General features: G+C 60.9%; 14 protein-coding genes and 2 pseudogenes. 8 read left to right on the top strand and 8 right to left on the bottom strand.

Going from position 1 to position 13,163, the window contains the following annotated elements; genetic code table 11:
- Positions 1-36 precede the first annotated feature (36 nt).
- From nrdE to BDB13_RS14160, 3 genes and pseudogenes are all read right to left on the bottom strand, one after another.
- Entirely contained in the window at positions 37-2,220 is a 2,184-nt protein-coding gene (gene nrdE / locus BDB13_RS14170) for a class 1b ribonucleotide-diphosphate reductase subunit alpha (RefSeq protein WP_441347193.1), read from the bottom strand.
- Positions 2,178-2,656, bottom strand: a pseudogene (gene nrdI, locus BDB13_RS14165) (class Ib ribonucleoside-diphosphate reductase assembly flavoprotein NrdI). The gene nrdE and the pseudogene nrdI overlap by 43 nt, the downstream one beginning before the upstream one ends.
- Positions 2,657-2,751: 95 nt before the next feature.
- Positions 2,752-2,982: a redoxin NrdH gene (locus BDB13_RS14160; protein WP_094274915.1), complete on the bottom strand. Its 231-nt coding sequence runs from the start codon at positions 2,980-2,982 to the stop codon at positions 2,752-2,754.
- Positions 2,983-3,285: 303 nt separating this feature from the next.
- Between BDB13_RS14160 and BDB13_RS32945 the strand changes: the two are divergent.
- Both BDB13_RS32945 and BDB13_RS14155 read left to right on the top strand, forming a co-directional pair.
- Positions 3,286-3,542: pseudogene (locus tag BDB13_RS32945) on the top strand (siderophore-interacting protein); the annotation flags it as partial.
- Entirely contained in the window at positions 3,522-4,124 is a 603-nt protein-coding gene (locus BDB13_RS14155) for a siderophore-interacting protein (protein ID WP_254923024.1), read from the top strand. The pseudogene BDB13_RS32945 and the gene BDB13_RS14155, both read left to right, overlap by 21 nt.
- Positions 4,125-4,185: 61 nt before the next feature.
- Here the strand turns inward: BDB13_RS14155 and BDB13_RS14150 are convergent, their stop codons facing one another.
- Positions 4,186-4,752, bottom strand: coding sequence for an NAD(P)H-dependent oxidoreductase (locus tag BDB13_RS14150; protein WP_094272197.1), 567 nt, complete (start codon positions 4,750-4,752; stop codon positions 4,186-4,188).
- 108 nt (positions 4,753-4,860) lie between these two features.
- Between BDB13_RS14150 and BDB13_RS14145 the strand changes: the two genes are divergently transcribed.
- Positions 4,861-5,460, top strand: coding sequence for a TetR/AcrR family transcriptional regulator (locus tag BDB13_RS14145; RefSeq protein WP_094272196.1), 600 nt, complete (start codon positions 4,861-4,863; stop codon positions 5,458-5,460).
- 35 nt (positions 5,461-5,495) lie between these two features.
- On the top strand, positions 5,496-6,317 hold the full coding sequence (locus tag BDB13_RS14140) for an META domain-containing protein (protein WP_094272195.1): 822 nt from the start codon (positions 5,496-5,498) through the stop codon (positions 6,315-6,317).
- Between the two features lies 1 nt (position 6,318).
- Here the strand turns inward: BDB13_RS14140 and BDB13_RS14135 are convergent, their stop codons facing one another.
- Positions 6,319-6,873 carry a nucleosidase gene (locus BDB13_RS14135; protein WP_094274914.1) on the bottom strand — a complete coding sequence of 185 codons (555 nt, stop codon included), beginning with the start codon at positions 6,871-6,873 and terminating at the stop codon, positions 6,319-6,321.
- Between the two features lie 34 nt (positions 6,874-6,907).
- Here BDB13_RS14135 and nadE point away from each other — a divergent pair, with 34 nt between their 5' ends.
- The gene (gene nadE / locus BDB13_RS14130) at positions 6,908-7,732 is read left to right on the top strand and encodes an ammonia-dependent NAD(+) synthetase (RefSeq protein WP_094272194.1); all 825 of its coding nucleotides are present in this window, start codon (positions 6,908-6,910) and stop codon (positions 7,730-7,732) included.
- 31 nt (positions 7,733-7,763) lie between these two features.
- On the opposite strand, the gene BDB13_RS14125 is transcribed toward nadE, so the two are convergent.
- From BDB13_RS14125 to moaA, 3 genes are all read right to left on the bottom strand, one after another.
- Positions 7,764-8,582, bottom strand: a complete 819-nt coding sequence (locus BDB13_RS14125) for a hypothetical protein (RefSeq protein WP_094272193.1) — start codon at positions 8,580-8,582, stop codon at positions 7,764-7,766.
- Between the two features lie 372 nt (positions 8,583-8,954).
- Entirely contained in the window at positions 8,955-9,212 is a 258-nt protein-coding gene (locus BDB13_RS14120; protein ID WP_094274913.1) for a MoaD/ThiS family protein, read from the bottom strand.
- Complete coding sequence (moaA, locus tag BDB13_RS14115) at positions 9,205-10,263, bottom strand: GTP 3',8-cyclase MoaA (protein ID WP_094274912.1); 1,059 nt, start codon at positions 10,261-10,263, stop codon at positions 9,205-9,207. Before moaA ends, BDB13_RS14120 begins: the two co-directional genes overlap by 8 nt.
- Before the next feature lie 135 nt (positions 10,264-10,398).
- Here moaA and BDB13_RS14110 point away from each other — a divergent pair, with 135 nt between their 5' ends.
- From BDB13_RS14110 to BDB13_RS14100, 3 genes are read left to right on the top strand one after another with little or no spacing between them, the layout of a single operon-like run.
- On the top strand, positions 10,399-11,598 hold the full coding sequence (locus BDB13_RS14110) for a molybdopterin molybdotransferase MoeA (RefSeq protein WP_094274911.1): 1,200 nt from the start codon (positions 10,399-10,401) through the stop codon (positions 11,596-11,598).
- 13 nt (positions 11,599-11,611) lie between these two features.
- Positions 11,612-12,634: a bifunctional molybdenum cofactor biosynthesis protein MoaC/MoaB gene (gene moaCB, locus BDB13_RS14105; RefSeq protein WP_094272192.1), complete on the top strand. Its 1,023-nt coding sequence runs from the start codon at positions 11,612-11,614 to the stop codon at positions 12,632-12,634.
- Complete coding sequence (locus BDB13_RS14100) at positions 12,627-13,040, top strand: molybdenum cofactor biosynthesis protein MoaE (RefSeq protein WP_094272191.1); 414 nt, start codon at positions 12,627-12,629, stop codon at positions 13,038-13,040. Before moaCB ends, BDB13_RS14100 begins: the two co-directional genes overlap by 8 nt.
- Positions 13,041-13,163: the final 123 nt, after the last annotated feature.

The raw sequence follows: 13,163 nt of genomic DNA, 5'->3' as shown, positions 1-13,163 counted from the left end.
TAGTTCCTCACTTCGTTCGGTTGGGGGCGGAGCGACCTACAGCATGCAGGAAACGCAGCCCTCGACCTCGGTGCCTTCGAGTGCCATCTGACGCAGGCGGATGTAGTAGAGCGTCTTGATGCCCTTACGCCAGGCGTAGATCTGCGCCTTGTTGATGTCGCGGGTGGTGGCGGTGTCCTTGAAGAACAGGGTCAGGGACAGGCCCTGGTCGACGTGCTGCGTTGCGGCAGCGTAGGTGTCGATGATCTTCTCGTACCCGATTTCGTAGGCATCCTGGTAGTACTCCAGGTTGTCGTTGGTCAGGTAGGGCGCCGGGTAGTAGACGCGGCCGATCTTGCCTTCCTTGCGGATCTCGATCTTCGACGCCACCGGGTGAATGGAGCTGGTGGAGTAGTTGATGTACGAGATCGAGCCGGTGGGCGGTACGGCCTGCAGGTTCTGGTTGTAGATGCCGTGCTTCTGCACCGACGCCTTCAGCTCGCGCCAGTCATCCTGGGTGGGGATGTGAAGTTCGGCGTCGGCGAAGAGTCCGCGGACCTTGTCGGTGGCCGGCTCCCACACCTGGTCGGTGTACTTGTCGAAGAATTCGCCCGACGCGTACTGCGATTCGGGGAAGCCCTTGAAGTAGGAGCCGCGCTCGATGGCAATCCGGTTGGATGCCTGCAGGGCGTGGAACAGCACCGTGTAGAAGTAGATGTTCGTGAAGTCGATGCCTTCTTCGCTGCCGTAGAAGATTCGCTCACGTGCGAGGTACCCGTGCAGGTTCATCTGGCCGAGGCCGATGGCATGGGAATCGTTGTTGCCCTGCTCGATCGACGGCACGGAGTAGATGTGCGTCTGATCCGATACGGCGGTCAAACCGCGGATCGCGACCTCGATGGTCTTGGCGAAGTCCGGTGAGTCCATGGTCTTCGCGATATTCAGCGAGCCCAGGTTGCAGGAGATGTCCTTGCCGACGTGGCTGTAGGTCAGGTCCTCGTTGAACTCGGACGGGGTGGAGACCTGCAGGATCTCGGAGCACAGGTTGGAGTGCGTGATCTTGCCGGCGATGGGGTTGGCCTTGTTCACCGTGTCCTCGAACATGATGTACGGGTAGCCGGATTCGAACTGCAGCTCGGCGACGGTCTGGAAGAATTCGCGAGCCTTGATCTTGGACTTGCGAATTCGCTTGTCGTCGACCATCTCGTAGTACTTCTCGGAGACGTTGATGTCGGAGAACGGGACACCGTAGATGCGCTCGACGTCGTACGGCGAGAACAGGTACATGTCTTCGTTCTTCTTCGCCAGCTCGAACGTGATGTCCGGGATGACGACGCCGAGGGAGAGCGTCTTGATGCGGATCTTCTCGTCGGCGTTTTCACGCTTGGTGTCGAGGAAACGGTAGATGTCGGGGTGGTGCGCGTGCAGGTACACGGCACCGGCACCCTGACGGGCTCCGAGCTGGTTGGCGTAGGAGAAGGAGTCTTCGAGGAGCTTCATGATCGGGATGACACCCGAGCTCTGGTTCTCGATCTTCTTGATGGGGGCGCCGTGCTCACGAATGTTGGTGAGCAGCAAGGCAACTCCGCCGCCGCGCTTGGACAGCTGCAGGGCCGAGTTGATGGAACGTCCGATGGACTCCATGTTGTCTTCGATGCGCAGCAGGAAGCAGGACACGGGCTCGCCGCGCTGCTTCTTGCCGGAGTTGAGGAACGTGGGGGTGGCGGGCTGGAAGCGTCCGGCGATGATCTCGTTGACGAGCTCGACGGCCAGATCTTCGTTACCGGCAGCCAACGTCAGCGCCACCATGCACACACGATCTTCGAAACGCTCGAGGTAACGCTTACCGTCAAATGTCTTGAGCGTGTAGGACGTGTAGTACTTGAACGCGCCCAGGAACGTCGGGAAGCGGAACTTCTTGGAGTACGCGTGGTCGATCAGGAACTTCACGAACGTACGTGAGTACTGGTCGAGAACCTCGGCGTCGTAGTAGTTCTCCTCGACGAGGTAATCGAGCTTCTCGTCGAGATTGTGGAAGAACACGGTGTTCTGGTTGACGTGCTGCAGGAAGTACTGACGAGCTGCCGCGACATCCATCTCGAACTGGATCTCGCCGTTCGTGCCGTACAGGTTGAGCATGGCATTGAGTGCGTGGTAGTCGAGACCGTTGGTGGAATCACCGCCGCGTACATCACGCTCTACGCTTCCAGCCGCGATCGTGTCAGTGATGGTTGGCGCCACTGCCCGTTCTCCTTCTCTGCTTCGAGATGATTCCAGAACTCCCCCAATCCTTCTCGTACCCGTTCGACGTCCTCGGCAGTGCCCATGAGTTCGAACCGGTACAGAAAAGGAACGTGGCATTTCTGGGAAATGATGTTTCCTGCATAGCAAAAGGATTCACCGAAATTGGTGTTTCCCGCCGCGATCACCGCTCTGATCAACGACCTGTTGTGTGGATTGTTCAAAAACGAATGACCGGCTTGGGCACATAACTGGTGTCGCGGCCTGTCACTGTAACCCCGCCACCGTAGGTGGGCAGGATCAGTACATAGGGCTCGTCAACACGAAATGAGCCGTCACGGTCATGGATAGGTATACGTGTCGCAGGCAGTCCGAGACGTTGAACGAATCGGTGGGTGTTCTCCGACACGCTGGAAAAGTAGACCAGCGAAGTCATCGGTTGTCACCATTTCCCATTACGGTGCCTGGAAGGACTTACTCGGACGCACCGGCAGTCTCGACTGTCTCGTCGACGGCTGGCGCGGATGCACTTCAAGCAGCGACGGCCAGGGTCTTGATGCGATCAGGGCGGAACCCCGACCAGTGATCTTCACCGGCAACCACGACGGGCGCCTGGAGGTATCCGAGCGCCATGACGTAGTCACGGGCTTCGGCATCCTCGGTGATGTCGATGATGTCGTATTCGATACCGGCCTTGTCGAGCGCACGGTAGGTGGCATTGCACTGAACGCAAGCGGGCTTGGTGTAGACGGTGATGCTCATTGAGAGTCCCTCTTTCGCGTAGCCAACAAAGGCCGATGTAGTGATGTTCAGCACCGATTAGACCGATTGCCGGAGTCTCGCTTCAAGCGTTCCGCGTTGTGGTCTCTCAGTGCTCAAGACACTACACCTAGTGGCCGACAGAAACACATAACGCGACATGTTGTGAGTCACAAAGGTGGAATTCCCAGGTCGACCCAGATCAGAGCCGATATTTCCAAGCACTTTTCCCGCGCGTCGGCGTGTCGCCCGTCACATTCCTACTCGGGGTCCGACCACGCCTCACAACGCCGTCTCACCCCTACCATGAGAGGGGTGGAATCACTCCCGATCGACGAATCTCAGCACCACCAGGCGACCGTCCTACGAACGCTGCAGGTAACCCCACTGATGCGCCGAATAACCTTCGGCGGATCAGGCTTGAAGACCTTCGAATCGAGCGGTTTGCCCGACGAACGAGTCCTCGTCAGATTCCCCTCGATCCACCACATGCCCGCAGTTACACAGTGCGTCGATGGACACCCTCGTCGGGCGAAGTCGATATCGACTTCGTTCTCCACGGCCACGGCGGGGCGGCACACTGGGCCGAGTCGGCCGCTCCCGGCGATACCGTCGAACTCGGACCGGCCAGTGGATGGTTCCGGCCGCCCGAGAACGCAGAGCGACTCGTACTCGTCGCCGACCACGCCGCACTACCCGCGCTCGGCCGAATTCTCGAGACAGCGCCCGCCGGACTCTCCGTCCACGTCATCGCGCAGATTCCGGATGCGCGCGAACAGCAGACCATCACAACAGACGCCGTCGTCGACTACCGATGGATCAGAGACACAGACTCAACCCTCGAGGCGCTGGCCGCCGCCCTGACCGAAAATCCCCGACCGGACGGCACCGGCTACATCTGGTGCGCCGTCGAGGCAGCTGACGCGCGCCGCCTACGCAACTACCTTCGGCACACTCTGAAAATCCCGGCCACCGACATGCACGTCATGGGTTACTGGCGCCGCGACAAAGAGAATTGGGAACGCCTGTACGCGGCCGTGTCGGATCGCATCGATGAGGCAATGGGCGAAGCGATGTTGGCAGGCAAGGACTTCGAGGCCGTAAGAGATGCCGTCGACGCAGCCATGGAACGCGAGGGTTTGTGATCCAGAACAGCACTCGGGGGCCGCACCTTCCGGCACGGCCCCCGAGTGGAGAACGAAAAAATCAGGCGTCGACGAGCGTCTTGGTTGCGCCGACCAGATCTGCAACAACCTTGGAGACCTGAGCAACAACCTCAGCGTTTTCACGCGGGTGCGCGGTGCCGAACTTGTCGAAGGTGCTGGCGACGACCAGAGCCGAATCCGCGAGCACATTGCCACCGGCAATGCCGACAGCCTTGGTGGAGTCTTCGAGAGCCCACTTCGCGCCGTTGCCACTCGGGGATGCGCTGATGATTGCAACAGGCTTGCCCGAAACAGCACCGACGCCGTAGGGACGCGAGATCCAGTCGATGGCATTCTTGAGGACGGCGGGGATGGTGCCGTTGTACTCGGGGGTGACGAGGAGGAAGCCGTCAGCGTCGCCCGCAGCGTTACGCAGAGCGTCGACGGCCGGGATGGATGCACCCTCGACGTCGAGGTCTTCGTTGTAGAACGGCACGTCCGCGAGGCCTTCGAAGATCGTCAGCGCAGCATCCTCAGGCGCAGCGGAGACTGCAGTTTCGGCGAGCTGGCGGTTGACGGATCCGGCGCGCAGGCTGCCGACGAGAACGAGAACATTGCTCTGAGACATGAGGTGCTTCCTTCGAGATTGGTGCGGTGGGTGGATCTGATTGAAAGTTATATCAGCCTAAACGGACCACGGTCCACTTGTATTCCTGCGCCCTGTAACCTTCGTCGAGTGACCCCAACCCCTCTCCCCCGGATCGGCGTGCAACCGGTCGAGCGCGGCGACGCTGCACGTAACCGGGCACTTCTGCTCGATGCCGCAGCCGCGCTTGTTGCCGAACGAGGTGTCGACGCACTCACCATGGACGCCGTCGCCTGCCGTGCGGGTGTGGGCAAGGGCACAGTATTTCGACGCTTCGGCAGTCGGTCCGGACTGATGCAGGCCCTCCTCGACCATACGGAACGAGAACTCCAGCAGCAGTTCATGTTCGGACCGCCGCCACTAGGCCCCGGAGCGCCGCCGATAGACCGACTGGTCGCCTTCGGGCGCGCTCGGATCGAAATGATGGAAGTGCAAGGCGACGTGCTTCGAGCCGCTGAGAATGCACCGGAGTTCCGCTTCGGCGGACCGGCCCGCAGCCTCGGCATCATGCATGTGATCAGCCTGCTTCGAGGAGCTGGTGTCGACGGCGATCTGGAACTACTTGCCTCCGCGCTCCTCGCACCACTCGAAGCGTCACTCGTCTTGCACCAAGTTCGGGACCTCGGAATGACACCGGCACGCCTTACCGAAGGCTGGGAACATCTTGTCCGGCGCGTTACTCGATGTTGATGCCATCGAGCCCAATTCACCCCTAGTCTGAGCAAATGCGCATCGCAGCCGCCGTCATCGGCCTCCTCGCCATCGCAGCCGTGAGCGGCTGTTCCAGCAATTCCGACTCGCCGGGTGGTTCCGAGACCACTTCTACCGCCACTTCCAGTGCGGCAGTTGCAGGCTCCGACCCAACCGGTCGGGTATTCATTTCCACCGCGGTCGACGGAACCCCCATTCCCGGCGGCGGACCCCTCACCCTCGACTTCACCGCTCCCGGCCGGATTCTCGCGACTGCCGGATGCAACAACGCCACGGGCACAGTGACATTCACCGGCGGCAAGATCACGGCCGACGCCTTGGCCTCGACCATGATGGCGTGCGAACCCGGAGTCATGGAATCCGACGCCTGGGTTGCCACACTCATCGGCGCAACGCCGGCGTGGGCGCTTTCCGGTGACACATTGACCCTCACGACGGCCGACGCCACAGTCACACTGGCCGACAAGAAGGTTGTCGATCCGGACCGTCCCGTCCAGGGCACCACGTGGACGGTGACGTCGCTGATCACTCCCAACGCCATCAGCACCAGCACCGCGCTCGAAGCCTCAGCGCCGAACTTCACGATTGCAGCCGACGGCACGGTCAGTGGCAGTTCCGGATGCAACCGTATGACGGGATCGGCAACGGTAACCGACACCACCATCACCTTCACCCCGATGGGCGCCACGATGATGGCGTGCACGGAGGACGTGGCCGTCATCGAACGCCAGGTTCTGACTGTGCTCGACGGCGAGGTTGCCTACACACTCGACGCCGACACCCTGACGCTCCGCAAGCCGGACGGCAACGGATTGATCCTCACCGCACAGGGCTAGCTCACACGTTGTCGATCAGCCAGCGCCCCAATTCGCGGGCGCTGGCATCGATTTGGGCCGGCCAGTCCATTGCGGAATCGTCAGCCTGGTCACTCACATGCTTCACCAATCGGCAACGCGCCCCGGCGGCAGTGGCCGCGTAGGCAACGGCAAAACCTTCCATGTCCACGAGGTCGGCACGCTCGGCGAGCGCATCACGGACCGCGGCATCGGAGATGAACGCGTCGCCGGTCGCGAGCACTGAATCGTCGCCGCCGAGCAGTTCCAGCCGATCAGCAACCTCATGACCGAAGGATCGAATTGCCGCGCTGCTGATGTCGTGATTGATGACAACACCCGGCACGAACAGTCCACCGTGATGAGTATGTAGCGCGCCGGCGGTACCGATATTGACCACCAGCGGCAACGCGTCCGAACTGAACCTGGCCAGCGCCGACGCGACAGCCGTTGCCGCACTGACCTTTCCAATGCCGGTAATCACCAACTCGAATTCCTGCGGAACATAGGCCGCTTCTGCCACTGTCGCACTGACCACCAGAACCTGCTGAGCACTCATGCGCGAGACGATACCGCTCGCTAGAGTTCTACCCATGGCCACATTGCGCGAGAGCATCATCGAAGAACTGGGCGCCAAGCCGTCCGTCGACGCCGCCCCGGAAATCGCTGCGCGCGTCCAATTCCTCAAGGAGTACCTACTCTCCACTCCGGCACAGGGATTCGTCCTCGGAATCAGCGGTGGCCAGGACAGCACATTGGCGGGCGCACTCGCTCAGCGCGCGGTGACCGAACTGCGAGAAGAAGGCCACAACGCCGAGTTCGTGGCCGTCCGACTCCCCTACGGCGAGCAAGCCGACGAGTCCGACGCTCAGATCGCGCTCGGCTTCATCAAGCCCGACCGTTCCTTGACCGTCAACGTCAAGCCGGGTGCCGACGCCACCGCCCGCGAAGCATCCGAGGCACTGGGTAACGGCGAACTTCGCGACTTCGTGCGCGGCAACATCAAAGCCCGCGAGCGCATGATGATCCAGTACTCCATCGCCGGTCAGCTGGGGTACCTGGTGATCGGTACCGACCACGCCGCCGAGGCCATCACCGGCTTCTTCACCAAATTCGGTGACGGCGGAGTCGACATCACTCCACTGACGGGCCTGAGCAAGCGTCAGGGCGCCGCACTCTTGCAGGAATTGGGCGCACCGGAGAGCACGTGGCGCAAAGTACCCACCGCCGATCTCGAGGACGACCGCCCGGCCCTTCCCGACGAGGTGGCACTGGGGCTCACCTACACCCAGATAGACGACTACCTCGAAGGCAAGGATGTTGCCGACGAGGTAGCCGAAAAACTGGAGAAGATGTACACGAACACGCGTCACAAGCGGACTGTGCCTGTCACACCGCTAGACACCTGGTGGCGCTGACGCCAAGCTGCATTCAGATACCAAGCTGTAGTCAGCTGCCGAGGCTCCCGAAGAGGCTCCCGAAGCCCAAGCTGCCGAGCGAACCGGCAGAGGTCTCCACGTCCTTCGCTGCGAAGTTGGTGGTGCAGCCGTTGAACTTCACCTGGTCAACCAGTGTGAACGTGTCGGCCGCCAAACCGCTGCCGATCGCGACTCCGTAGTGCTCAACCGTAGCGTTGGGGTTCTCGGCGACAATCTCAGCCAACGTCACCGGCACGCGGTCCTTTGCGCCATTGATGTTCGAGGTGCTCCACCACTTGCCATCTTCCAGATCGGCGTGAATTCCACCGTCAACGGTGGGCACCGCGCCGGTGTTGTTGCCGGCTTCCCACACGAGCGTGGTGAATCCGTCTTCCCACTTGCCACCCTTGGTGCCGAGCAGACGCAACTGGAACGACGCGATGGAGGTCGGACTCTTTTCGGAGAAGCTGATCGGTGATTTGGCAATTTCTGCGAGCTTGATCGAGCCGGCCGAGTGGTACGACGCCGAACGATCAGTGATCGACTGAACGTGAAGCTTCAGCGAACCATCGTCGTCCTTGACCTTGTCAGTCACGTAGATGGATGCGTAATCCTTCTCGTCGCCGAACGGATTTCCCCAGCCGGCCGGAGTGGTTCCGGTCGAAAGTGCCGAGCACGGGGCTGCGGTGGGAGCTTCCGCAGCAGAACCGAGCGAGCCGCCGCTCAAAGAACCGCCACCCAAAGAACCGAGTGAACCGGTGGTCGCGCCGGCCATTGCCGGAGCGGTGAGGGCTGCTGCGCTGACGAGTGCAAAAACGAAGCCAACGCGGCGCTTGGAATTGACAGACATAAAAGAATTCCCTTTCACAGGACTTTTCGGGGATCGGATTTGAAACAAAACCTAGCACGGCAATTCGACCATTCCGCACGCCGAAAATACTGACGTCATTCAATTGAATGACACGCTCCCGGAAAAGCTAGAACAGCGCACACCCCCCAAAAGTACTAATCCGTTGGTACCAAGGTTCATTGCGACCTACCGGCAAAATTCGCAATAAAAATGCGAATCACCAGCACATCCAGCGAAAATGAGGAAATTCTACGAAATCGGAGTCATGAACTAGAAATCTGACCAGAACAAGTGTTCTCATCATTTCGGTCGGTATCTACACAATGAGGTCGCATCTGGAATATTCCGAAGAAACGTAGAAAACAGGGTTCTTTAACCGCCGGCAAAGGGCGGCAGGACATCCACGACAGGCCCCGTGGCCCTTTCGACATCACGAGTCAACTCGTCTCCGACGAGGAACGCTGACACCGACAAGATGCGAGCCATCTCGGTGCCGTATTTGTCGGTCAACACCGCAACAAGATCGGCAAGAGTGCTCGATTGCGTCAGAGCAACACTCTCTTCACTGCAACCGGTTATGTCGACTGCAGCCGCAAAATACCGAACCGAGATCGCTTCCGAATCAACCACCGATTGCACCCATACTTCTTTCCGGGGGCACAAAATCCGCAGATGCGATCCCATGACCTGCCCATTTATTCCACATCGCGCCTCGCCACAGATCTGCGAGTTCCTGGTCCGAGGCACCGGACCGCAGCGCTGCCCGCAGATCCACCTCACGGTCACTGAACAGACAGGACCGAATCGTGCCCTCCGCCGTCATTCGAGTGCGATCACAATCCGCGCAGAAAGAGCGAGTCACCGACGCAATGATTCCGACCGTGGCCGGCCCGCCGTCGACGCTCCACTCCTCGGCCGGTGCACTGGGATCGTCACGGCCGATTTCCGCCAATTCGAATTGTGTGCCCAACTCCGCAAGAAGCTCGTCGGCAGTCACCATGTTTGCCCGTGCCCAAGTGTGATCGGCGTCCAGCGGCATCTGCTCGATGAATCGCAACTCCACGCCCGCATCCAAACACCACTGAAGTAGTTCGCGTGCTCCGGCGAGAGTCTCGCGCATCAGCACGGCGTTAACTTTCAGTGGCGCCAGCCCGACCTTCGCTGCGGCACGAATACCTGCTAATACCGAAGGCAGTCTGTCGCGGCGCGTCAATTCTGCAAAATGCGCGCGGTCTACTGAATCCAGGGACACATTCACCCGCGTCAACCCGGCTGCCGCTAATTGCGCTGCGCGATGTTCCAAACCGACAGCATTAGTGGTCATTGCCAAAGGAATTCCCGGAACCCGCTGGGCGCAACCCGAAATGATTTTCTCGAGATCCTTACGCATCAGCGGTTCACCGCCAGTAAATCGAACTTCCCGAATACCGACTAGGTCAACGCCGATACCTACTACCCGAACAATCTCGTCCGCAGACAGCAAATCTTGTGGCGAGATGGCCGGTAAGCCCTCTTCCGGCATGCAGTAAGTGCAACGCAGTGAACACTTTTCGGTGATCGAGACGCGGAAGTCGCGGGCAACGCGCCCGAACTTGTCGATCAACACAGCGGTATCGGGTCGACCTGCCATTGATACAGAATCGCCACGGACAGTGGGAATCCCCATCACCACGGGAGTCATTGCCGCACCAGGTTCCGCATCACTCCAGTATGGCGCAGCATTCAACAGCATGCGTTCAACGGGATGTGACAGAGCCTGATGTGTCGGACGGATCACTCCGCCTAGAATCAGAAGATGAAAGAGGCTGCTACTGCTGTGAGCGCACGTTCCGTCGAAGATCATCGCGCCCATGTGTCCGGATTACTGGCCGCGTTGCATACCCTTGCGCCCACTGAACTCCCCGTCGTCGAATCCCTCGGTTCCATCGTCGCGACAGACATCAACTCACCCGTCGATCTACCGTTGTTTCGTAACTCGCAGATGGACGGATATGCCGTCGACGCGCAGTCGGTGCGCACAGTTCCCGTCACGCTTACTGTGCGAGGAGTTCTGGCAGCCGGCAGCGGTAAGCCCCCGAAGCACCTCGCAGGCTCAGCTTTTCGGATCATGACCGGAGCGCCCATCCCGGAAGGTGCGGACGCCGTCATCCCGGTCGAGGACACCACCAACCACTCGGAGCACACGGTCACCATCGAGCGTGGACGCACCGCGGGTGAATACGTGCGCGAACGCGGCAGCGATATCACCGCGGGAATGCTGCTGGTCCGGTCAGGCACTCGCCTCGAACCTCGACACATCGCGGCACTCGCCGCCGTCGGCGCTGCCACCGTCACCGTGTACACGCCGCCGCGGGTCGCAATCATCACCACGGGTGCCGAATTGAAGAGTGCGGGAACGCAACTCGAACCGGGCGAGATCTACGATTCCAACGGTCCGGCCCTGGCGACGTTGGCCCGAGCCAACGGCGCTGACGTCGTATCCGTTGCGCGCAGCACCGACGATCCTGACATGTTCCGCGAACTACTCTCGTACGCAACATCTGTCGCAGATCTGGTTTTCACCTCGGGCGGGGTGTCCATGGGCGACTTCGAAGTGGTCAAGGAAACACTGGGACCACTAGGTGCCCAGTTCGGCCACGTCGCCATGCAACCGGGCGGGCCTCAGGGCACCGCCGTCGTCAACGAAGTTCCGATACTGAGCTTCCCCGGCAACCCGGTGAGCACGATGATCTCGTTCGAAGTCTTTGCGCGCGGCGACATCCGACATGCCGCCGGACTCCCGTCCATCGCACCGCAGCGTCACGCCCTGACCACTCCCCTGCGATCCATTCCCGGTAAGCGCCAATTCCTGCGAGCACGACGCACCAACGACGGCGTCGAACTCGTCTCGGGTGCCGGTTCTCACCTCGTGGCCGCAATGGCCTGGGCCGACGCACTACTCGACATTGCGGCCGACGTCACCGAACTCGACGCCGGTACGCTCGTCGACGTCATTCCGCTCTCCACCTGGTACTGAAGAAGAGGATTTGATGACAGAACTGACACACGTCGACGGTGAAGGCCGCGCCCGCATGGTCGACGTGAGCGCCAAAGCCGAGACGACGCGCATTGCCGTCGCTGCCGGCGAGCTGGTGACGACGCCCGAGGTGGTTCGACTTGTCCGCGCTGACGGCATGCCCAAGGCCGACGTGCTGTCGACGGCCCGAATCGCCGGAATCTCCGGGGCCAAGAGAACATCGGAACTCATTCCCCTGTGCCACCAACTGGCCCTTTCGTCCGTCAAGGTGGAATTCGGGTTCACGGACAACTCCATCACCGTCGAGGCAACGGCTAAGACTCGTGGGCAGACCGGCGTCGAGATGGAAGCCCTCACCGCAGTGGCGATTGCCGGACTCACCTTGCACGACATGGTCAAGGCAATCGACCCGGGTGCCACGATGAACGGGGTCCGCCTTCTCACCAAAGACGGTGGTAAACGCGGACATTGGACGCGTGCGAGCGAACCGGCCCCAGCCGCTGCACCAACCGCTACACCAACCACTGCACCAGTCACCTTCACCAGCACCCGGTCCGCAGTCGTGCTGGTCGCCTCCACCGGCGGCGCCGCCGGCACTCGTCCCGACACCACCGGACCGGCCATCGCGCAGTGGCTCCGAGATCGCGATTTCGAGGTCCGCGGGCCGCTGGTCTACGCAGATGCCGAGATCGCCGCCGGCATCACGGATGCCAAATCAGGTGCCCCCGCCCTGATCATCAGTACCGGCGGAACCGGCGCATCCCCCACCGACGCAACCCCCGAAGCCACCCTCGCGGTGCTCACCCGCGAACTGCCAGGCATCGCCGAAGCTATCCGGAACAAGGGCGTCGAAAAGACCCCTCACGCTTCCCTCAGTCGTGGAGTGGCAGGACTCACAGGCGGCCCAACAGACACCACTGTCATCGTCAATCTGCCCGGTTCACCGGGCGGTGTGAAGGACGGACTTTCCGTCCTCGAACCCATCATCGATCACCTGCTCGCGCAGGTTGCAGGCGAAGGAATGCACGATGAGTGAATTACTGGCACAGATCTCCGAGCACCCCATCTCGGCCGCAACCGTCGACGCCGCCGTTGCCGGGCCGAAAAACGGTGCCGTCGTCGCCTTTACCGGAACGGTCCGCAATCATGATGGCGGGCAAGAAGTTTCAGCCCTCGAATACCAGGCGCATCCCGACGCCGAACGATTTCTGCGCACCTGCTGTGAGGAGGTATCAGCCTCCACCGGTCTGCCTGTCGCTGCAATTCATCGCGTCGGGCATCTCGAAATCGGCGACCTCGCACTGGTCGCTGCCGTCGCTGCGCCGCATCGGGCCGAAGCATTTGCGGCGTGCGCCGAACTGGTCGAGCGAATCAAAGCCGAAGTCCCGATCTGGAAGCGTCAACACTTCTCCAGCGGCATTTCCGAGTGGGTCGGGTTGTAGGAGGACGGTCATCTGCAGGTAGAGTTGCCGCTACTAGGTGTCCGAAAGTGGGCACCCAGCGTCGAAAGAACGCAACTTCAGTTCGCGCAGAGTGCTTAACGCACCCGAACTTCTTACGGCGAA

The organism is Rhodococcus sp. OK302 (assembly GCF_002245895.1).
In the GTDB taxonomy this organism is placed as follows: domain Bacteria; phylum Actinomycetota; class Actinomycetes; order Mycobacteriales; family Mycobacteriaceae; genus Rhodococcus_F.
The sequence above is the reverse complement of the archived record's forward strand: the minus strand, read 5'-3'. Positions and strand labels throughout refer to the sequence as shown.